The following is a 21,036-nucleotide window of genomic DNA, read 5'->3' as shown; positions in this document are numbered from 1 at the left end:
ATATTATAAGCAACCCTACTAATTGAAGAGCACTGATAATAAATAAGTACATACCTATTGACCAGAGAGTTAAGAAGCCTATAAAGGCATTAATTAATATAGTAATGGTAAAAGGTAAAGTGGACTTATTTCTGTATGTCTTATATGAATAAAACAAGTTAACTATAAACACTAAATATATAATTGGTGTTAATATATCCCACAGATACATTGAATCACCTTCTTTTTAAATATTTTATTTATTTTATTTGCGGTTCATGCTAAACATTCAACATTTCTAATGTGAATCCCTCTATATTTACTTGAATATTTTCTTGTACCATGGCTTCTCTTGTTGGTTTTCTTTGTTTTCACTAAGTTGTCTAAGCATCTTCATTAATTCTTTATCTCTTTGTTCAACCGTTGATTTCTCCTCTTCTCTATTGGCTTTATCTTTTTCTATTAAATTTTTTAACTCCTCCACTTTTGTTTGCTGTTCTTCATTATCGGAAGATATAGAGTTTTTGAACTCAGATAGTATCTTTGTGTTTTCTTGCATTTGAGCCATAAGCATTTTATTTTGCTGTTGAGAATCTTCATAAAGTTGTTGCAGTAAGTCACGTTGCCCTTTCACTTCAGCCAGGATGCTTTCATAGCTCTTTATAATTGACGTTACCGCAGCTTCTGGTCTTTCCTCTTCATATGTGATCTCAGTTACAGATTGGCTCAAATATTGCTCGATTATTTCGTTGGGTTCATTTCGATCTTTTAAGTCCATTATTAATCTAAATATATTTTGATTTGGTCATTGAGTTCCTCTGCTAAGCGGGACAGCTCACCAGCGTTGTTTGAAACTTCTTCCATAGAGCTTGTCGATTGCTGGGCGGAAGCAGATACCTGTTCAATGCCAGCGGCAGATTCTTCAGAAACCGCAGCAATTTCCTGAATGGATTCATTCATGTTATTGCTGTTGTCCGCTATATCACGCAGATTTTCTGAAATATGCTGAATCTTTTCTACCATCTGGCTGACAGAGCTATCGATATTGGTAAAGGTATCTCCTGTTGCTTGGATTTGCTTCGAGCCTTCATCTACTTCCTGATAACCGGCTTCAAGCGATTTAGCAACTATGCTGGATTCGTTTTGAATATTGCCGACTATTTCCGTAATATCGACTACCGAATTCGATACTTGCTCAGCAAGCTTTCGCACTTCATTGGCCACGACTGCAAACCCTTTGCCGTGTTCGCCAGCCCGGGCTGCTTCAATTGCAGCATTTAAGGATAGCAGGTTGGTTTGTTCGGCTATTTCATTAATTACTTTAATCAATTTAGAGATTTCCTGGGATTGCGAGTCAAGGCCTTGTACCTTGGAAACAGCGTCTTTAACAATTCTTTCAATATTTTTCATTTGATCGACGGAACTAACCATCATCGAACTGCCGTCTTTTGTCATTTTCAAGACATCGCTGGAAGTGTCGGCAATTTGTTCTCCGCCTTCATGTGCCTGTTGAATTTTTGCCATAAAACTGGACATCATTTCAGATAGCTCTGTGGAGCTGTTAGCTTGCGTTTCTGCTCCGGAAGTTAGTTCCTGCATCGTTGAAGCGATTTGCTGGCTTCCTTCCTTTACTTCGTCGGCCGAACGTGTCAATTGCGAACTTTGGCCGGAAACAGCTGTCGTAGCTTCTGAAACATTCTTGATAATGGCTCGGAGGCTCTCTTTCATTTCATCGATTGACTTAGATAATTGGCCAACCTCATTTGTGCTTTCGTGCGATAGATCAATGGATAAATCGCCTTCTTCGACTGCTTTCATTTTTTCCTGAAGCGTTTTAATCGGACTTGTAATCCTTTTGGCGATCATCCATGTAAGAAGTGCTGATAAAAGCAAGACAACTAGAATACTTATCGCAATCGGAATTAATATTGGCTGTGATTTTTTAGCCAGTTCAGCTTTATCCACGGTACCCAAAATGATCCAGTTTAACCGATCATTTAGCGTATAGCCGGACGTTTTACCAGATCCATCAAGGGTAAAGTCAACGGAACCAGAGGAGCTGTTTTGTGCCATGATTTCTTTATAAAAGTCCTCTTCCGCGACATCCTTGCCAATATAGGAGGAATCAGGATGGACAACGAAAAGGCCGGATTGATCCAAAATCGCAGCATAACCAGAATCACCGATTTCTACGGTGTCAATCATATCTAGAATTGCCTGCATGTTTATATCGATGGATAGGACACCGACATTTGCTACCGACTTAGCGGCACTGACAATCAGTTCTCCTGATTCAGCATCAAGATAAGGCTCCGTCCAGATTACTTCCCCTGCATTCTCCGTGGCCAGCTGATACCATGGCCTTGTCCGCGGATCGTAATCATCGGGAAGATCTAATGCTGGAGCTGTCAGCATTTCTCCTTCCGTTTCAGTTCCTAAATAAGCCGTAGAAATGGCTTCATTTGATGAAGAGATATTAGCTAATGAGTCCATCATTGCACTGCGTTCGTTTTCAAAGTTAGTAAATTCGTTTTGCTCAGCATAATGGTCGATAATTTGTTCTTGTCCTTTAAAAAAGGTTTCGAAAGACTGGTTTAACACATTTGTTTGGCTTTCAATACTATTGGTAAGCTCACCGGTTGTCAGAGATGTGCTATATGTATAACTGATATAGCCGATTCCTGCACCTGCAAGTAGTATTAGGGTTATAAAAGGAATGAGGATTTGACGTTGTAAGGTTTTGGTGAAGAAATTCTCTCTGCTCTTTTTTCGGTGCTTTTTTGTCTTCATTGGTAGACCTCCTCTTTTTTCGTTCGCTCTTGTCTTGTGCTATCAGCTCCGTACTAGACGTAAGTCCAATGCCTAGGTAAAAAGTAATGCCCCCTATTCTTTTTATCGTCAAAATATTCTCAATTGTTTATACTTATTTTAAAGAAAATCTACTTAGCTCTTAGTCAATTTACGAAAAAAGGATGTGCTAGATAAAATGAGAGAAAATATCCCGTATCTTTTCGTCCTGGCAGCAGCGGTTCTTTGGGGAACTACAGGTACAGCACAAACCTTCGCTCCTGAAGCGGCGCATCCTATCGCCATCGGCGCCATTCGTCTTGCCGTTGGCGGAGGGACTCTTCTGCTGATACTGTTTTTGTTTGGCAGCTTTTCCCTGAAGGGGTTGTCTTTCAGGGAAACAATGCTGGCAGCAGTGAGTATGGCGTGCTACCAGCCCTTTTTCTTTTCAGCAGTTACCCTAACAGGAGTTGCTGTCGGAACCGTTGTAGCTATCGGTAGTGCACCGGTACTGGCAGGAATGCTGGAAAGGATGGTGTTCAATAAAAGACAGACAAAGGCATGGTGGTTTGCTACCTTTTTATCTGTCATTGGATGTGTCACATTATTTCTAAATAATCAATCTGTTACCGTACAACCAACCGGAATTCTGCTGGCGATTGGGGCAGGGCTGTCATTTGCTGTTTATTCTCTAACTAGTAAACGATTGATTTTGACCAACAAGCCTTTATCGGTTACTGCCATTGTATTTACCATCAGTGGAATATTGCTATCGCCTATATTATTTCTGTTTGATTTGTCTTGGCTGGCAGAAGCGAGAGGAGTAGTTGTTAGTCTTCAGTTAGGTATAGTGGCAACTAGTTTGGCCTATTTGCTGTTTTCGCTTGGTTTGAAAGGTGTGCCTTCGGCAACTGCTGTAACCTTGTCCTTGGCCGAGCCGCTGACGGCAGCTCTATTAGGAGTGTTATTGGTTGGAGAGATTCTTTCCCCTGTATCATGGTCTGGGATTATACTCCTCCTATCTGGTATTGTGCTATTAACCGTTGGACAGAAAGGAAAGTCCCGAAAGGATGATGTGAATCTATCTGCAAGTAGAGGTTAATGGAAGATAGGAGGCAGTGAGATAGTACTGTCATTTTTTAAAGAGACGTGTAGTTGCAGGTCTTTATTGATTGTTGCTAAAAAGATAGCGTCTTTATCCGGAATATTTTGTTCTGATAGCCGCTTTAGCAGCCAATTCTCGTCTATGTTAAGCTGCTCCAATACAGAGGAATAAATTTCTCCTTCGACAATGACGGGAAAAGCAAGACTTACTGTCTTTTTCACAATCCCGATGTCTTCTAATGTGACGCTGTTTTTTGCTGGCTTTTTCATTACACTGATTGAACCATTGGCTTCGATAATTGCGGTTTCTACTTCACTAATATCAAATACTTCTTTTTCCCGCAGCATCTGTAAAATGTTATCAATGGAATAGTGGATTTTTTTCATGTTATCGTTTAGTAGTTTTCCTTTCTGGATCACTATCGTTGGTTCGAAGGTTACCAGCTTTCCGAATTTGCGGTTGGCTAACTTTCCTTTGGCGACAATTCGCTGCAGAAAAGAAATAGCTAATATAGCGACCACGGTTGGCAGGTGTTTAATGCTAGGGTCAGCTATATCTGCTCCGACTACCGCACCCATGGTAATTACAATAAGAAAATCAAATACAGGCAGTTCACCTATCGCCCGTTTCCCCATAAATAACGTAAGGACTAGTAATAGCGGCAGAATGGTAATAATGCGAAAAAAAACAAGCAAAGAATCTTTTAGTAAGTCCTCCATAAAGAGCAGTCCTTTCGTTTGCAGTTTCATACTATTTTTTTAATAAAAAGGATGTGGTAAACTTTTACTCCTAGTAGACTGCTCCAAATTTTCCTTTTTATCCAAGCGCTGGGTAGAGGACGAACGGAATGTCTCAACCTTTATATGGTGATAGTTATTGCAAAACGGAAAGATATAGATAATGAAAGTCAGGTGGTAATAATGGATTATCAAAACTATGATGGTATTGGCTTAGCAAACCTTATAAAACAAAAACAGGTATCTCCAAAAGAATTAGTCGATGCAGCATTTCAACGCCTGGAAGCAGTGAATCCTTCTTTGAATGCGGTTATCAGAGACAGAGAGCAACAAATCGAAAAAGAGGCGGAAGACATGGATATGTCTCAACCATTTGCTGGAGTTCCGATTGTCCTCAAGGATATTTCCCAGGCAATCAAAGGGGAACCCCTGACAGCTGGTGCTAAACTTATGAAAAACAATATTGCCAAGCAAGATTCTAACTTAGTAGCCCGCCTCCGCCAAGCTGGTTTTTTATTTATCGGCCAGACGAACACACCGGAGTTCGGATTGAAAAATATTACAGAACCAGAATTGTACGGAGCAACCAGGAATCCATGGAATACGAACCATGCGGCTGGGGGATCGAGCGGAGGATCAGCAGCCAGTGTGGCAGCTGGTATTGTTCCAATTGCAGGAGCTAGTGATGGCGGCGGTTCAATAAGGATCCCTGCTTCCTTCACCGGACTGTTTGGCCTAAAACCGACAAGGGGGAGGACTCCTGTGGGGCCGGGGACGGGGCGCCAATGGCAAGGGGCCTCGATTGATTTTGCGCTGACACGCTCAGTAAGAGATAGTGCTGCACTGCTGGATTTGCTGCAAACGTTCCAGCCTGAAGCTGCCTTTCACATTCCGTTGCATTCGGGCAGTTATATAGAAGAACTCACAAAATCGGCTTTGCCAAAATACCGGGTAGCCTTTACCACAGAGTCACCGGTAGGAACACCGGTCAGTAAAGATGCGGAAACAGCAGTCCATCGAGTGGTGCGATGGCTGGAGGAACAAGGGCATGAAGTGGAAGAAAAAGCTGCACCGATAGACGGCGTCCGTTTAATGGAAAACTATTACATAATGAACAGCGGGGAAATATCTGCCGTGATGAGCCTCATGGAAAAACGGCTGAACCGTTCAGTTACAGCGGATGACATGGAAATTGTTTCGTGGGTTTTATACCAGGCTGGTCAAAATGTCTCCGCGGCGGAGTATTCCCGCAGCTTGGCCGAATGGGATGCTGCTGCAGCACAAATGGCAGGCTTTCATGAGACGTATGATTTTTATATAACACCCGCCAATGCTCACCCAGCCCCGGAAAATGAAGAATTGACCCATAGCAGCAAGGAAATTGAGTCGTTGATGAATGTCAGCAATCTAAACAAAACGGCTCAGCAAGCTATGGTTTATGACATGTTCGAGCCGAGCTTGACCTATACTCCGCATACCCAGCTGGCGAATCTTACTGGCCAGCCGGCGATGAGCGTGCCAGTTCATTTGGCGGACAGTGGATTGCCGATGGGTGTTCAATTTATTGCTTCTAAAGGTAGAGAGGATCAGCTGCTTCAAATAGCTGGGCAGCTGGAACAGTCCGATTTATGGCTGGATGTTCGCATGGCTCCCATCAACCGGCAATAATTTTATTCAGTATCCCGTTTAGATTCTTCAGTTAAAAGGAAAATAAAAATAAATACAAAGGAGGATCATACATGGGAAGATTGCTGAAAAGATTAATAAAATGGGGCCCGTTAATTTATCCGGTCATTAGAAAATTCAGGAATAAAAGTAAAACGAATGCAGGCAGCCGCTACTAACCAGGGAGCGTTCGTTTTTAACGCGGTGAATCCTGAGCAAAATAGCTGCAGCATTGATAGAAAATCATACCTTCCAACAGCAGGATGAAAAAACTTGGATCAACCTCGATCCAAGTTTTTTTAACTTATATGCCTTAAGCTAGGATAATAATGCATTCCAGGATTTTGCTGTCTATGCTTTTTCTTTAGATTCAAATTCGTAAATAACCTCATCATATTTTCGTTTATATTTAATATGGAAATGATGGTCGGCAAAATACCACGCATCTGATTCTTCTACATAAAAAGTGATTCCTAACACTTCAGTGCTGAAGGCAGGGTTATTTGCTGCCCCTTTGGACAGTGCCAGGGAAAACCCCCTGTGAATATCACTGTGGCCGCCATACCTTACATAGAAACGAATCGAGTCTCCTTCGAATAAATCCATTTCTCTTATGTACCATTGTGCTGCAGGTTGTGTAATTGAAATCATGTTGTGCCTCCTTATCTCCCCTACTATATCAAAAAATAACGATTATAGACTATGCTGAGGATATATTCAGGTATCGCAAACAAAAAAGGCCGGCCAAAGGCCAGCCTTTTTTCTATTTGACTTTGCGCATTCCGTTTGTTTCCAAACGGTAATTCGAGTGCTTTTGTTTTTACTTATAAATTAATACATTTCCTACAGTGCCGTCGTTGCTTTGGCCGACTATGCGGAATTTCAATCCTTGCGTCGGTACGTTGCGGCCAGCGTCAAGAAGGCCGGGGTTGCTGTAATCTGCACTGTCATCGAACAATGGTGTCCGTTTCGTATGGTTGTCCTTCAAGGTAGTACCTAGAACCTCTGTATAATCTAGGAACATCTTGCTAGACTTGTTGAGACTGAAAGCCGCGTCATTAAGCTGGTAGCGCGTATCAGCTACAGAACCATCGCTCCAATAATTGGTGTGCTGATCTGCATCTACAACACCGAGGAATCCTTCTCCAGGGTGCACTCCTGTCCAGTTGTTATCATAAGAGTCATCGACATACCAGACAACCAGGCCTTCATCAAAACTCATCAAGCTGGCGCCGCGCCGGATGTGAGCCAACCCTTCGTCAACACCGTTATGTGATCTCCATTCTAGCAGATAATAATTTTCTGAATAAAATTTTCCTTCGTCTTTTGCAAACCCATCAAAAGTGAAGGGAGAGTCTCCCTCTGCATCATCATCTATAACTGTATTTCCTTCTGTCGTAACCGTAATGTCATCGACGTAGAAACCAGGATGTGATACAGCAACATCTGTCCAATAGTTAAACTCTAATTCAATTTCCTGGCCGGCATAGCTGGATAGATCAAAGCTGGCATCAGTCCATCCGCCAGAAGAACCGGTAATCCCGTATCCTGGATTTTGATCATGAGGATCTGAGGTTGTTGTGATGTTCCCTTCAATGGATTCTCCATTAACTTTTACAGAAGCATAATCCCAGTCCACTTCAATGTCATACCAAGCATTGAAATTCAGCTCAGCACTTGATGCATTGGTTAAATCAAGGGTGACAGTCATGGAATTATCCAAGTTATTACCGCTACCGCTGAAATATTCATACTGTCCGCTGGCAGGCTGGTTTACTTCGGTTTCTTTATCAGGCAGGTTAATTTTTACTGCATCATTGTTAGTGCCTTTTGTTACACCTTCATCAAGCAGGACACTTATTCCATCTCCAGTGATTTCATCAGAATCCAAGGAAGTTCCAGTCAGCCAGTTACCCCCATGGGCGGCCTGCAAGTATTCTTTGGCGTATGGGCTGAATCCGCTCGGTTCTGTTCCTGGTATATCTCCTGCCCAGCTTCCGCTTGACATGATAGACCAGTAAGAGACTGCTTCCCCTGCGCCTGTATATTGCGTATCGTATTCATCAGGCAATCCCAGGTCATGGCCAAATTCGTGGGCAAAAACACCTGCTGCGCCATCTTCTGGTTCGATGGTATAGTCATAAGCTGCCAGCTGGCCGCCAAACCGCGGGCTGTCAGAGCTTGCACCTGGTACGGCAACCAAACCGCCCAAGTTCCAACGGTGCGACCAAATGGCATCTGCTCCCAAATTACCGCCGCCTGCTTCTTCGCCAACACCGGCATGGATAACCATTAAGTGGTCGATAATGCCGTCTGGTTCATGGTAGACGCCATCCCCGTCAAAATCGTCCCGATCCCACTGGTCGTATTCTGACAGTTCAACATTCGGATCTTGAGCTGCTTTTGCCAGTGCCTCATATACCAATTCCCGAGGGCGAGCGTCACTGCCGTCCGGAGTTGGGTAATTACCTCCATAATAAGCCGCATCATGATCAGCTGTGTACCAGCCGGCTACCGTACCATCAACGGTGTAGCTGCCGCCGGACTGCTGCTCATAATATTGCTTCATCGAAACTAAATTTTCGCCATTAGGGCCTTCATAGCCATTGTCGCCGAAAATCATGTCCTGAAAGTGATCTAGGTTATACTCTTCATAAAACATGTCAGTCTCTTCATCTGTAATAGAGCTTTTTTCGTAATCCGGGAAGTCAATGGCAAGCACTAATACTTTATCTTCTCTGACAGAGCCGTCATATGCTTCTTCCTCTACACTGTCGACTTTGTTTTTCTTTGTTTTTCCAAGTTTATTTCCTTTCCCGTTGGTCAGCGCGTTGTTACTTTTATCATCATTAAAGCTATTTTTATTTTTTACTTCACTTGATGTTTCTTCTTCCTTGGAAGCTGCATTTGCCTTTGCTTTTAAATAGCGGTTAAGCGTTTCCTGAGCCTCGCTTGCTGTTGCATCCTTATCGATTTTGCCTTCTTTCTTTAGCATTTCGATCAGTTTTTCATCATTTGCGATCCCTAAGTCAACCGGAGCTCCGATTTGATCAGGGACTTTCGTGCTTAAGGCTTCTGCCTGTGCTTGTTGGACAGGCGTTAAGGCGCCGACGGCCAAAGTGCTTAATCCTAAAGCTACCGCCATGGCAGTTGATGCGATTTTTCTGTTCTTCAAAAAAACTCCCCCTCGCAATTTTCTGAATATTTACAACTTATAAAATACCACATTTTCCTAGTAGATTACTATTTTAAAATAGATTTTTACTATAAAATGGTAGATTATACCTATTTTTGTTAAGGAGGGATAGGTGGATGGGTTCACTTACTAATGTATGTCCTAGCAATCTGGTGCATGCCAGCTCTTGCTTAATTTAACGCAAGGACATATAATCCGAATAGAATTAGTGACGAAAAAGGAAGTGGATGTATTGATCGGGCGTTTTTTTTCTTATTATCTTCCACACCGGAAGTTGTTTTTAATAGATTTTTCCTGTGCCATTATGGTGGCATTACTAGAACTGGCTTTTCCAATCGCTGTCCAGCGGTTTGTCGACCAGCTGCTTCCAAGCGGCAATTGGTCGGCGATTGTATGGGTAAGTATTGGGCTGCTAGCCTTGTATGTGTTAAGTACTTTTCTCCAATACATCGTCAATTACTGGGGGCATAAGCTGGGAATTAATATTGAGACGGATATGCGCCAGCAGTTGTTCGAGCATGTTCAGAAACAATCGTTCGGCTTTTTCGACAATACGAAAACCGGCCATATCATGAGTCGGATTACCAATGATTTATTTGATATCGGCGAGCTTGCCCACCATGGTCCAGAGGATTTGTTTATTTCGATTATGACCTTTGTGGGCGCCTTTTTTATCATGTTTGCTATCAATGTCAAACTGGCATTGATTATCCTGTTGATTGTACCCTTCCTTGTATGGTTGATCTCTTTTTGCAATATCCGGATGAACGAAGCCTGGAAGAGGATGTACCGGGAAATCGCAGATGTAAATGCAAAAGTCGAAGACAGTGTTTCCGGCGTTCGGGTCGTCCAATCTTTTACAAATGAAAATTTCGAAATCGCCCGCTTTCAAACAGACAACCGGAACTTTCGCAAGGCAAAGCTTAACTCTTATAAAGTGATGTCTTACGGAACCTCTGGCATGTATATGATGACCAGGCTCATTGTTCTGGTAGTTCTTGTGGTCGGCGCCTGGCTGCACTTCACTGGCGATTTATCCTCTGGTGAATTAGTCGGCTTTGTACTATTTGTCAATGTGTTGTTTAAACCGATTGACAAAATCAGTGCCTTAATGGAACTTTACCCGAAAGGAATGGCTGGATTTAAAAGGTTTATCGAGCTAATCGATATTGAACCGGAGATAAGGGATAAACAGGATGCACAGGCCGTGGATCAGCTGCAAGGGAACATTCGTTTTACAAATGTCTCGTTCAGCTACGAAGATTCAAAACGAGTCTTGGAGAATATCGATCTCGATATTCCGGCAGGAGAAACGGTCGCCTTCGTAGGCCCTTCAGGTGCAGGGAAAACAACCATTTGTTCCTTGATTCCCCGATTTTATGATGTGGATGAAGGGAAAATCACCGTTGACGGCCTCGATATTAGGGATTTAAAAAAACAATCGCTGCGCTCCCAAATCGGTATCGTCCAACAGGATGTCTTTTTATTTACTGGAACTCTAAAGGAGAACATTGCTTATGGCCAGCTTGGTGCTTCTGATGAGGAGATTCAAGAAGCCGCACGCAAGGCACACTTGCAATCCTTCGTAGATTCGCTTCCGCTTGGCTATGATACACCAGTCGGCGAAAGAGGATTAAAGCTTTCCGGCGGCCAAAAGCAGCGAATTGCCATTGCCAGGATGTTTTTGAAGAATCCGCCGATATTAATTTTGGACGAAGCAACCTCTGCATTGGATACGGAAACAGAATTAATTATCCAAAAGGCATTAAATGAACTGGCGAAAAACAGGACAACCTTGATAATTGCCCATCGACTTGCAACCATCCGTAATGCGGACCGTATTATTGTTGTAACGGAAAATGGAATCGAAGAAGAGGGAAGCCACCAGGAATTAATCCAAAGAGGCGGCGTTTTCGCTAATCTTCATCAAATCCAATAACAAATACAGGCTTTTCTATGAGATTGGGACAAAAGGGTAGTGGCTAAAGCAAAGATCGAACTCGTTCGATTTTTCTTTTCTAATGTTTTATATACCCTGTGGACACAGTGGCAACTCTAGGTCCGACAGTAGGACTTCAGGTGCTGTTCACACTAGAGTTTATGTGACGGCTGACGGGCTGTTCTTACTACCTTGCATGACGACGCTACGGAAATACACTGCGCTTTCAGCGGGCGGCTGGTGAGCCTCCTCGAGCTAGCGCTCTGCGGGGTCTCACCGAGGCCTTTCCTGCCGCAGGAGTCTCCGTGGATTTCCTCCACTTAAGGTCTGAGTACTGTTTTCAGCACAATGCTTATGATTCACTTGAGAACGTGATGTATTAACGCTTATACGGTAAATGCCATTAAGGAATCACCCAATGTTCCATCGCCTTTTATATCCTATTGCGTCAACAATCGAATGCTTGAAGAGGGCCTTTTAAAATTCCATATGCTGTTATCGTTCGGTTTTTGTAAGTGGATGTATATTATGGCCCAAGCCCTTTTTCGCGAATAAACGTCCGAGCCTCCTCGCTGCCCTGCCTTTTTTGAGTCAGCAAAGTTCTGTTCAACTCTCCTATCTTATGCGATACATCCGTTATTTTTCTCTAAAAGGGATATTAGCAGGCAAAAATAGCAGGAAAATAATGATTAGCCCCGAATAGTAATTGTAAAACGCCCCGCTTTTAATCGGATGAGGATGCCAGATGCCTGAAAAAAAAAGAGACCCGCCTTTTTGGCAGGTCTTGCTAGACGGCATGATGATTTTTGTTAATAACTGACCTTTCATATTCATATACTAATTCTGTCATCGTTTTATGATATATAGTGGGGTCTGTTTGATGATATACTCCAGCGTGGATTAACTTATGAATTAAAATGCTGCGCTGTTTATCGACGGCCTCTCGCAAATAAGACATGACATCCCTCCTTTCGTTATACGTATCGTAAAAGGTTCGTGTTATATTTTCAGTAAACATGTAAGGTTTAATAACATGGTTTTTTATCATTGTTAGATTATCTTACATAAGAGTACTAATCTATTACATTGCCATGTATAATCAACGTAAAGATGATTACGAACTTTGATTGCGGCGGTGAGATAATGGAACATGGAACCTCTTACAAGGAGAGAAAAGTAATCACAATAGGTGTAGTAAGTGAGTTGACCGGTCTTTCAGAACGCCAGATACGCTATTATGAAGAGAGAAAATTGATTTTCCCTGAACGATCTCCGCGCGGGAACAGAAAATACTCCTTTGCTGATGTGGAGCAACTGGTCGATATCGCAAATAAACGAGAAGAAGGCGTACAGACCTTTGAAATTAGACAGGAAATGCTAAAGGAAAAGAAAAAGGAAGAAGCCAAAAATATAAAGAAAGAAATGCTGAGAGGCCAAATAAATGCCCGCTTTGGCGTACAAAAAAATTAGGTTAGTTATTAAGGGATAAGGGAAGAAGCAAAACAGGGCATTAATTAACAGAATATTAAGTAAAAAGAGAGGGATCATTGTGACTCGTTAGGCGATTTTTAAGTCGAGGTGATTCTATGGGGTTGACGGCTCAGGAAATTGTACAAATGCCGGTTATGGATAGGTCAATGGTTAAAACAGGCGGCCATTTACTGGAGAGTACGAAAGTCGAATGGATTTCGGTCATAGAAGGACCTGTGGAAAATTTCGTCAGAAAAAATGAATTTGTGTTAAGTACCGGGATCGGATGTGAGGATCAGCCTGATCGATTAGAACAATTTGTTTTAGATGTCATCAAATCGGGTGCTTCCTTATTAGGCATTGCAACTGGCAGGTATGTGTTTACGATTCCTGATCGGGTTATTTCGATAGCCTCCAGGCATCAATTCATCATCTTGGAGTTGCCTTGGGAAGTGCGGTTTGGCGATGTACTGCAGAGTGTTTTGCAGCAAATCAACCAGGAAAAACAAGAGCAAAGACAAATGGCTGAAGGAGTTAGGCAACAGTTGATCAGCTGTGTCCTCCAGGATGGAGGGTTGTCGGCAATCACGAAGCTGGTCCATAGGCAGATAGCCATGCCGATTGCTGTTTTGGATAGTACGATGAATACTTTGACAGGCCAGGACTTTGATAAACGAATTGCTGATGCTTTTAATGAGCCCGCTCCTGATGACTCAAACCAATCACATACTGCTGGCGGCCTGGAGATAGTAAATGAGCATCCTTTATATCACTATATGGATTTTGGTGCATTTAATGGCTGCCATTGCTACCGGCTATCCATTCAAAATAACAATAAGATTCAAGGTTATGTTGTGTTTCAGCCAAAAAGCGGACAGAAGGTAACCTGGTTTGTGATGAATGTCCTAGAGCATGCCCATACGGCCTATGCACTGCAGTTTGCCAAAGAGAACGCAGTGGAAATGGCGGAAATCCGGTTAAAAGACACCTATGTACGGGATTTAGCGAAAAATGATCAAATCATTGAAGGGTCAGCGCAGTCAGCCCAGCTGCTCGGGTATGATTTGTCCCTGCCGTACACTTGCTTTGTCGGTAAGCTGGCATACAAAGAAACTTTCCAATTTACCAATGACAGCCCTGCCAATTCTTCGCTGCAAAGCCTCAACTTCAATCTGCAAAAGGAAATCACTAATGCTGGCAGTTTATTGCAAAGAAGAACAATGGCAACGTTTGAAAAAGGGGAAGCGATCATTTATTTGGAAGATGATCAACAGCTTTATTATAAAGCAGCCAATCAATTTTTGGATATGATTGAGCGGCGTTTATACGAACTTGTTCCAAATCTGGATGTAGCTTGGGGAATCGCCAAGCACGGGGATGGCATTAAAACCTTTCAAAAGAGTTATCAGGAGGCGAGAACGGCCTTAGAAATTGGGTTAAAGCAGCACGTTGAAAACGGAAGGACTTTCTTTGAAGATACAAAGATAAACCGCCTGCTTATGGCTGTATCCCGGGATAAAGCGATCACTGATATGGTTTCACAGACCCTTTCTCCATTACTGGAGTATGATAAAAAAAGAAAAACAGATTTAATTCAAACATTTTTGGCTTATAACCAGTACAAAGGGAATGTCAGTCAAACGGCGAGAGCCTTGAATTTGCACAGGCAATCATTATTGCATCGCTTAAGAAACATAGAATCATTGACACAACTGTCGCTGGTAGATTCAGATGATTTATTTTTATTAGAGTTAAGCGTCCGGCTTTGGATGATGCAAACAATTGATTAGGATTAACCCATTTACCACTTTCCGGCAGGAAGGTGTTTTTTTGTTCTCAAGGGAAGCGGCGCCCTTCATCGGCAAGAAAAATTGTATAGCCCTCCCAAGATAAAAATCATACACATTGAACATTATAAAAGTGTTTTGTTTGAATTATCATAATAGTAAGAAATTAGTTTGTCGAGGAGGAGGGTATCCATGCTTCCATTTGATATTTTGGAGTATCAGGCGAGGGTGAATGAAACGAAGCAGCGGATGGAAGAACAAGGGATAGAAGTTTTGCTCATCACGGATCCTGCCAACATGAATTACCTTTCCGGCTATGATGCCTGGTCCTTTTATGTGCATCAAATGCTAGTTCTCATCATTGATCAGCCCCAGCCAATTTGGATTGGCAGGCACATGGATGCCTTAGGGGCTAAAACCGGTACGTGGATTTATGATGAAAATGTCATTGATTATCCAGATTATTATGTTCACTCACCAACACATCACCCAATGGAATTTATCGCTGAAATTCTCACACAGATTGGTCAGGCAAACAGGAGAATCGGGGTGGAAATGGATAATTATTATTATACTGCCAAAGCCCATGCCCAGTTGATGCGCCATTTACCTGACGCTGTGTTTTTGGATGCTGATTTGTTAGTTAACAAAGTCCGGTTAATCAAATCCGAGCAGGAAATCGAATACATGAAACGGGCTGGGTTGATTGCAGAGCAGGCAATGTATAAAGGAAGGGAAAGCATAAGGGCGGGAGCTAGGCAAAACGATACCGCCGCTGAGCTTTATTATCATATTGTTTCCGGCACAGAGGAATATGGCGGGGAATATCCGGCGATTGTCCCGTTCCTGCCGACTGGGGAAAACACAGCAATCCCACATTTAACCTGGTCAGACAGGAGGTTCAAGGAAGGGGAGACGGTCAGCATTGAAATTGCCGGCTGTTATAAACGCTACCATGTCCCTTTAGCGCGTACAGCAGCGATTGGTAAACCTCCGGAAAAGATACTCGGGTTAACTGCTTATGTTACCGAAGGTTTAAACGAAGTCCTGCAAAAAATCAAACCAGGAATGACCTGTGAAGATGTCAACAATATATGGAAAGCATCAATCCACAGACATGGGATTGTCAAAGAGGCAAGGCTGGGATATTCCGTCGGTCTAAATTATCCGCCGGATTGGGGCGAACATACCGCCAGCCTGCGCAGCGGGGACCAAACGATACTGCAGCCGAACATGACTTTTCACCTGATTCCGGCTTTATGGTTTGACAATTATGGAATCGAAATAAGCGAAACGATTAAAATCTCAGATACCGGCTGCGAGACATTTACCAATTTTCCGCGCGATCTCATCATCCAGGATCGGTTTACGACTAATCCGCAGGACGGCAAGATTAGTTAAGGGCTTAGAACTTTTATCAATTCATAAAAGGAGGAATCTATCATGAAGGAGATCAGAAAAGGTACACAGGCTGTATGGGCTGGAGAAAAGGATTCATTGGCATTCGGGGCCACACAAGTGCCTGTCGTCCACAGTGTATCTTTTGGGTATGATGATATGGACGAATGGTACGATGTAGCGATTGGGCAAAAGCAGGGTCATATCTATGGCCGAAATACTAACCCGACAGTACAGGCATTTGAGGAAAAAATCAGAATATTGGAGGGTGCAGAAGCTGCCACAAGTTTTTCCACGGGAATGGCCGCAATTAGCAATACGCTGGCTACCTTCCTTGCCCCTGGTGACCGGGTGGTATCTATTAAAGATACGTATGGCGGGACAAATAAAATCTTCACAGAATTTCTCCCCCGACAAAAAGTAGAAGTTGTTTTATGTGAAACAGGAAACCATCAAGCAATAGAAGCGGAAGTTGCCAAAGGCTGTAAAGTTTTGTATTTAGAAACACCGACCAATCCGACAGTCAAAATTACAGATATCAAGAGAATGGCCGCAGCTGCCAAACGTGTCGGGGCGATTGTTATTGTAGATAATACCTTTGCCACACCGATCAACCAACAGCCACTGGTATTGGGAGCCGACTTAGTAATCCATAGTGCAACTAAGTTTCTCGGCGGGCATGCGGATGCGTTAGGAGGTTCTTTGTGCGGCAGCAAGGAGCTGGTTGAACAAGTGTATCATTACCGCGAAATAAATGGTGCCACCCTTGATCCAATGGCTGCTTATTTATTGCTGAGAGGCATGAAAACCTTGAAGCTACGCGTGGAAAAGCAATGTGAAAATGCACTGTCTGTTGCTAAGTTTTTGCAGACCAAAGAAATGGTTGAAGAAGTGTTTTATCCAGGCCTTGACAGCCACCCGGGCCATGAAATTGCCAGTGAACAAATGACAAATTTCGGCGGAATGCTCAGCTTTTCCGTTAAAGGAGGAGTAGAGACACTTCGGCTGCTGCTCCCTAAGCTGAAATACGCCAACAGGGCAGCAAACCTTGGTTCTGTGGAAACGATCGTAGGTCCAACGCGGACGACCAGCCATGTAGAATGTACGCCTGAAGAACGGGCGGCAATGGGAATTCCAGAAGGCTTAATCCGTTATTCGGCTGGCATTGAGGATTTGGAAGATTTAATCGAGGACTTAGAACAGGCATTTCAATCTTTGCCTAAGCAATTGTTGGCAAACGGATAAGGAAGGGGGATTCCGTTGCAGGAAGCAAATCTGAATTACAGGCAAAGGGCTGCTCAGCTGAAACCTCGATTGGTCGAATGGCGCCGCCGCTTTCACCGCTATCCGGAATTAAGCTATCAGGAAGAGCAGACGAGTAGCTATATTTTAGAAAGGCTGGAAGAGTTAAAAGTATTTGATATACAAAAAGGAATTGCCGGGTTCGGCATTGTGGCTGCTCTTGGTACAGGTAAAGGCCCTGCCATCGGAATCCGCGCCGATATGGATGCTCTTCCGATCCAGGAAACGACCGGGCTTGCATACGCCTCTATCCATCAGGGGGTCATGCATGCTTGCGGCCATGATGCCCATACGGCTATCCTTTTGGGATCCGCTGCCTTGCTAGCGGAAGATTATAAAGCCGGAAAGCTTACCGGTACGGTAAAATTCATTTTCCAGCCGGCAGAGGAAGACACCGATCTACATGGATTGACGGGCGCTCCCTATTTTTTGCAGTCTGGGTTGCTGTCAGACCTGGAAGCAGTTATCGCTTTGCACATGTGCCCGTGGCGGCGGGCAGGAGAGCTGCAAATAAATCACGGGCCGAGTATGGCTAGCGTTGATAATTTTACTTTGACGGTAAAAGGAACAGGCGGTCATGCGGGCTACCCCCATCAAGGGATAGATCCGGTTTGGATAGCTACTCATATATTACAAGCTTTATACGGACTAATCAGCAGAAAACTCAATCCATTGGAGGTTGGCGCCATAAGCATTGGAGCAATCGAGGGCGGCACCACCTTTAATGTAATCCCTGAGAGTGTAAAAATCAAAGGGACGATTCGCGCCTATACGAAGGAAACGAGGACACAGCTGATCAAGGAGCTAGAGGCGACTACAACAATAGCGGCCGCATTCGGAGCAAAAGCCTATCTGGATTTACAACAGGGAGAGCCAGCATTGGTTAATGATCGAGATTTGACGGATCTTTTTAGAGAGACTGCCTGTTCACTATATCCAGAAATGGTTATCTATAAGGAACCTTTCGGGATGGGCGGTGAGGATTTCAGCCATATAGCCGAAAGAATCCCGGGAGCCATGGTATTCCTAGGATGCGGCTGGGAAGACAGACCAGCTGCCAGCCTTCACACACCGGAATTTGTGGTGAATGAAGACGCTTTGCCAATCGGTGTTTCCCTTCTTGCTGAAACCGCCCGACAGTGGTTAGAAAAGCATCGCACCTCTTTGCAGTAAGTGAAACAGAAGGAATGCAATCAAAAAGGCAGCAGCTCACAAGAACGAGCCTCTGCCTTTTTTCAATCAGCTGTTTTGCACCATTCTTAAAAGCTCATGTGCTTTCTCGCCTGCAAGTGCCGCAAGATTTTCCCACGCTTCGTCTCTTTTGATATCAAGTTCTACGACTTTTTTAGCCAAATCGACAGCCTCCTTATTTACCATTGGTCCGCCTCTTTTCGTGATTGGAATGATAGATGCACATTTGTCTAGTTATTTTCAATTTACTTAGGTAAACCTGTTGTTCATTTTATTTTAAGAAACATTGTACTCGTTGGCAGTCGTTAAGTGAGATTATCTTACAGGGTTTTATTCTCCCGTAGACCCGTTCCTTAGGAGAAATCTGCCTGTCACTGTGCAGGAGTGTATCTAGTCTGCGGCCATGCTGCATTATTTGCGATCAAGAAGAGCAACAAGCCACCTGCCATGATTCTCAAAAAACGCCATGATAAGATAAGGTGAGAACGATGAAAAGGGAGTCTTAACTGTGAGCAGTCAACACGACTTTACAGAAGGTAATATAGTAAAACAGATGCTGGTGTTTTCTGCACCGATTATTTTCACCAACTTTTTGCAAGTTTCCTATCAGTTTACCGACAGCTTGTGGATAGGAAATCTACTCGGCGGGAATGCCTTAGGAGCAGTGGCTGTTTCCAGTACTGTCATTTTTACTATCTTATCTTTTATTATCGGAATTAATAATGCTACCCTGACGATATTGTCCCAGCAAAAAGGAAAAGACAATCAGGAAGGGCTGAGAAAATACCTCAATGCCTTTGTAGTCGTCTTGACAGCAATGGCGGTGGTATTAGGGATTATTGGCTTTGTCTTTTCTGCACCGATACTGCAATTGCTCGGAACCCCGGCTGGGATGATGACAGAAGCTGTATCCTATTTGCGGATCAATGCCCTGGGGATTTTATTTCTATTAGGATATAACTTTATCGCAACGGTTCTGCGTGCCGTCGGTGACAGCCGGACACCACTCCGGTTTGTCATTATTGCGGTAGTTTTGAACATTGGCTTGGACCCCTTATTTATCAGCGGATTGGATTTAGGGGTAAATGGTGCTGCTTATGCCACTATTTGTTCCCAGGGCAGTGCTTTTTTCTACGGGATTTATTACGTGATAAGACAGAAGCTAATTCCCTTTTCAATGCCTAAGCTGCCTAAAAAAGCCGAAGTATTCCTGATCCTAAACCTTGGTGTCCCATCGGGCCTGCAAATGTCGGTGATATCTGCTGGTGTAGCGGCGATTATGAGTGTTGTCACCTCACATGGGGAAGCGGTAGTAGCCGGTTTTAGTGCGGCACAAAGGCTGGATAGCATCATCATGCTGCCTGCCCAGGCATTAGGCACAGCTGTTAATAGTATGGCAGGACAAAATATTGGAGTCGGCAAGTGGGACAGGGTACATAAAATCACCAGGTACGGCATGTTATACAACATGGTAATTATGCTGGTGCTGGCACTCTTACTAGTCTTGTCAGCAGAATTTGCGATAAAATTATTCATTCACGAGCAGAGTTCTGTCCAATTTGGAACGGAATACTTGACGCTAGTAGCATTCTTTTATCCTTTCCTTGGCATTAATTTTATTTTGAATGGGACAGTTCGGGCTGCAGGCGCAATGTATCAAGTGTTGGTTCTTAATATCATTTCGTTCTGGGTGCTTCGTTACCCATTGACATATTTATGCTCATCGTGGCTGGGAGAAGAAGGAATCGCGATAGGAATGGGGATAAGTTTTGTCATTAGCAGCGTCTTTGCTTTCCTGTATTACCGTTATGGAAAATGGCGCGAGAAAAAGTTATTCCAAAAAAATAGATGAAAGGGAGAGGATAAAATGAAAATAGATATTGCTCAATTTAAACATAGAAATATGAGTAAACTTGTTAAAGGTGCTGTTGTTCCCAGACCGATTGCGTGGGTTTCTTCAATTAGCGGCGAAGGGGTCCGTAATCTGGCGCCCTTCAGTTTTTTTACAGTTGCCTCAATGGATCCGATAACTTTGTGTTTTTCTGTAGGAGGAGCAGAAAAAGAAAAGGATACATTAGCAAACATAAAAGCATCTCAAGCGTTTGTTGTTAATATTGTCTCTGAAAAACTGGCAAACCAAATGTATGAAACGAGTAAGTCTTATCCTGCTGAAACAGACGAATTTGCTATCGCTGGTCTGGATGCTGAGCCAGGCGAGCGGGTTAAGGTTCCTAGAGTGAAACTAGCTCCTGTGCAAATGGAATGCCAATTGGATCGAATAGTGGAGGTTGGAAATAGCAGCCTTGTCTTAGGGAGGCTCGTCTGTTATCACATCAACGATGAAATCTATGAGGAGGTGGATAAAGTAAATCCTGACAAATTAAGCGTTATCGGCAGGATGGCTGGTGATTACGCGTTTACTCGAGAATTTTTCGAGCTGACGGACAAGAAATTCCATAAGTAGAAGCTTGCCTGCCTGT

At 43.4% G+C, this 21,036-nt stretch carries 17 protein-coding genes; 10 read left to right on the top strand and 7 right to left on the bottom strand.

Annotation, left to right across the window (positions count from 1 at the left end; all coding sequences use genetic code 11):
- Nucleotides 1-298: 298 nt before the first annotated feature.
- A complete protein-coding gene (locus BLR93_RS10830; RefSeq protein WP_093214255.1) occupies nt 299-757 on the bottom strand; it encodes a hypothetical protein in 459 nt (152 codons plus the stop codon).
- A 2-nt stretch (nt 758-759) separates the two neighbouring features.
- Complete coding sequence (locus tag BLR93_RS18295) at nt 760-2,769, bottom strand: methyl-accepting chemotaxis protein (RefSeq protein ID WP_093214253.1); 2,010 nt, start codon at nt 2,767-2,769, stop codon at nt 760-762.
- Nucleotides 2,770-2,965: 196 nt separating this feature from the next.
- Between BLR93_RS18295 and BLR93_RS10820 the strand changes: the two genes are divergently transcribed.
- Nucleotides 2,966-3,868, top strand: a complete 903-nt coding sequence (locus BLR93_RS10820; protein WP_093214250.1) for an EamA family transporter — start codon at nt 2,966-2,968, stop codon at nt 3,866-3,868.
- Here the strand turns inward: BLR93_RS10820 and BLR93_RS10815 are convergent.
- The gene (locus BLR93_RS10815) at nt 3,865-4,590 is read right to left on the bottom strand and encodes a DUF421 domain-containing protein (RefSeq protein ID WP_093214248.1); all 726 of its coding nucleotides are present in this window, start codon (nt 4,588-4,590) and stop codon (nt 3,865-3,867) included. The genes BLR93_RS10820 and BLR93_RS10815 overlap by 4 nt on opposite strands.
- Nucleotides 4,591-4,782: 192 nt before the next feature.
- Here BLR93_RS10815 and BLR93_RS10810 point away from each other — a divergent pair, with 192 nt between their 5' ends.
- Nucleotides 4,783-6,276, top strand: a complete 1,494-nt coding sequence (locus BLR93_RS10810) for an amidase (protein WP_093214698.1) — start codon at nt 4,783-4,785, stop codon at nt 6,274-6,276.
- A 348-nt stretch (nt 6,277-6,624) separates the two neighbouring features.
- Here the strand turns inward: BLR93_RS10810 and BLR93_RS10805 are convergent, their stop codons facing one another.
- Together BLR93_RS10805 and BLR93_RS10800 are read right to left on the bottom strand one after the other, a co-directional pair.
- Complete coding sequence (locus BLR93_RS10805; RefSeq protein ID WP_093214245.1) at nt 6,625-6,924, bottom strand: HesB/YadR/YfhF family protein; 300 nt, start codon at nt 6,922-6,924, stop codon at nt 6,625-6,627.
- Nucleotides 6,925-7,093: 169 nt separating this feature from the next.
- The gene (locus BLR93_RS10800) at nt 7,094-9,448 is read right to left on the bottom strand and encodes an immune inhibitor A domain-containing protein (protein ID WP_425440936.1); all 2,355 of its coding nucleotides are present in this window, start codon (nt 9,446-9,448) and stop codon (nt 7,094-7,096) included.
- A gap of 253 nt (nt 9,449-9,701) precedes the next feature.
- On the opposite strand from BLR93_RS10800, the gene BLR93_RS10795 reads away from it, so the two are divergent.
- On the top strand, nt 9,702-11,408 hold the full coding sequence (locus BLR93_RS10795) for an ABC transporter ATP-binding protein (RefSeq protein ID WP_093214242.1): 1,707 nt from the start codon (nt 9,702-9,704) through the stop codon (nt 11,406-11,408).
- Nucleotides 11,409-12,195: 787 nt separating this feature from the next.
- Here BLR93_RS10795 and BLR93_RS10790 read toward each other — a convergent pair.
- Nucleotides 12,196-12,366 (bottom strand): Fur-regulated basic protein FbpA, encoded by a 171-nt coding sequence (locus BLR93_RS10790; protein ID WP_175559324.1) that lies wholly within the window; start codon nt 12,364-12,366, stop codon nt 12,196-12,198.
- A 185-nt stretch (nt 12,367-12,551) separates the two neighbouring features.
- Between BLR93_RS10790 and BLR93_RS10785 the strand changes: the two genes are divergently transcribed.
- From BLR93_RS10785 to BLR93_RS10765, 5 genes are all read left to right on the top strand, one after another.
- Nucleotides 12,552-12,878, top strand: a complete 327-nt coding sequence (locus tag BLR93_RS10785) for a MerR family transcriptional regulator (RefSeq protein WP_093214237.1) — start codon at nt 12,552-12,554, stop codon at nt 12,876-12,878.
- A gap of 116 nt (nt 12,879-12,994) precedes the next feature.
- Nucleotides 12,995-14,668 carry a PucR family transcriptional regulator gene (locus tag BLR93_RS10780; protein WP_093214235.1) on the top strand — a complete coding sequence of 558 codons (1,674 nt, stop codon included), beginning with the start codon at nt 12,995-12,997 and terminating at the stop codon, nt 14,666-14,668.
- 189 nt (nt 14,669-14,857) lie between these two features.
- Nucleotides 14,858-16,066: a M24 family metallopeptidase gene (locus BLR93_RS10775; protein WP_093214232.1), complete on the top strand. Its 1,209-nt coding sequence runs from the start codon at nt 14,858-14,860 to the stop codon at nt 16,064-16,066.
- Nucleotides 16,067-16,108: 42 nt separating this feature from the next.
- Nucleotides 16,109-17,308: a cystathionine gamma-synthase family protein gene (locus BLR93_RS10770; protein ID WP_093214230.1), complete on the top strand. Its 1,200-nt coding sequence runs from the start codon at nt 16,109-16,111 to the stop codon at nt 17,306-17,308.
- A gap of 15 nt (nt 17,309-17,323) precedes the next feature.
- Entirely contained in the window at nt 17,324-18,538 is a 1,215-nt protein-coding gene (locus BLR93_RS10765) for a M20 metallopeptidase family protein (RefSeq protein ID WP_245690119.1), read from the top strand.
- Between the two features lie 66 nt (nt 18,539-18,604).
- On the opposite strand, the gene BLR93_RS18035 is transcribed toward BLR93_RS10765, so the two are convergent.
- Nucleotides 18,605-18,742, bottom strand: a complete 138-nt coding sequence (locus tag BLR93_RS18035) for a hypothetical protein (RefSeq protein WP_175559323.1) — start codon at nt 18,740-18,742, stop codon at nt 18,605-18,607.
- A 322-nt stretch (nt 18,743-19,064) separates the two neighbouring features.
- On the opposite strand from BLR93_RS18035, the gene BLR93_RS10760 reads away from it, so the two are divergent.
- Together BLR93_RS10760 and BLR93_RS10755 are read left to right on the top strand one after the other, a co-directional pair.
- Nucleotides 19,065-20,408, top strand: coding sequence for an MATE family efflux transporter (locus BLR93_RS10760; protein ID WP_093214227.1), 1,344 nt, complete (start codon nt 19,065-19,067; stop codon nt 20,406-20,408).
- A gap of 15 nt (nt 20,409-20,423) precedes the next feature.
- Nucleotides 20,424-21,020, top strand: coding sequence for a flavin reductase family protein (locus BLR93_RS10755; protein ID WP_093214225.1), 597 nt, complete (start codon nt 20,424-20,426; stop codon nt 21,018-21,020).
- Nucleotides 21,021-21,036: the final 16 nt, after the last annotated feature.

It is taken from the genome of Sediminibacillus albus (assembly GCF_900101125.1).
Classification (GTDB): Bacteria; Bacillota; Bacilli; order Bacillales; family Amphibacillaceae; genus Sediminibacillus; species Sediminibacillus albus.
The sequence above is the reverse complement of the archived record's forward strand: the minus strand, read 5'-3'. Positions and strand labels throughout refer to the sequence as shown.

Bases quoted from the DNA above. Each gene is read 5' to 3' on its own strand.
- BLR93_RS10830 (WP_093214255.1), bottom strand. From the start codon at position 757: ATGGACTTAAAAGATCGAAATGAACCCAACGAAATAATCGAGCAATAT.
- BLR93_RS10755 (WP_093214225.1), top strand. From the start codon at position 20,424: ATGAAAATAGATATTGCTCAATTTAAACATAGAAATATGAGTAAACTT.
- BLR93_RS10815 (WP_093214248.1), bottom strand. From the start codon at position 4,590: ATGGAGGACTTACTAAAAGATTCTTTGCTTGTTTTTTTTCGCATTATT.
- BLR93_RS10790 (WP_175559324.1), bottom strand. From the start codon at position 12,366: ATGTCTTATTTGCGAGAGGCCGTCGATAAACAGCGCAGCATTTTAATT.
- BLR93_RS10820 (WP_093214250.1), top strand. From the start codon at position 2,966: ATGAGAGAAAATATCCCGTATCTTTTCGTCCTGGCAGCAGCGGTTCTT.
- BLR93_RS10780 (WP_093214235.1), top strand. From the start codon at position 12,995: ATGGGGTTGACGGCTCAGGAAATTGTACAAATGCCGGTTATGGATAGG.
- BLR93_RS18035 (WP_175559323.1), bottom strand. From the start codon at position 18,742: ATGGTAAATAAGGAGGCTGTCGATTTGGCTAAAAAAGTCGTAGAACTT.
- BLR93_RS10805 (WP_093214245.1), bottom strand. From the start codon at position 6,924: ATGATTTCAATTACACAACCTGCAGCACAATGGTACATAAGAGAAATG.
- BLR93_RS10770 (WP_093214230.1), top strand. From the start codon at position 16,109: ATGAAGGAGATCAGAAAAGGTACACAGGCTGTATGGGCTGGAGAAAAG.
- BLR93_RS18295 (WP_093214253.1), bottom strand. From the start codon at position 2,769: ATGAAGACAAAAAAGCACCGAAAAAAGAGCAGAGAGAATTTCTTCACC.
- BLR93_RS10775 (WP_093214232.1), top strand. From the start codon at position 14,858: ATGCTTCCATTTGATATTTTGGAGTATCAGGCGAGGGTGAATGAAACG.
- BLR93_RS10785 (WP_093214237.1), top strand. From the start codon at position 12,552: ATGGAACATGGAACCTCTTACAAGGAGAGAAAAGTAATCACAATAGGT.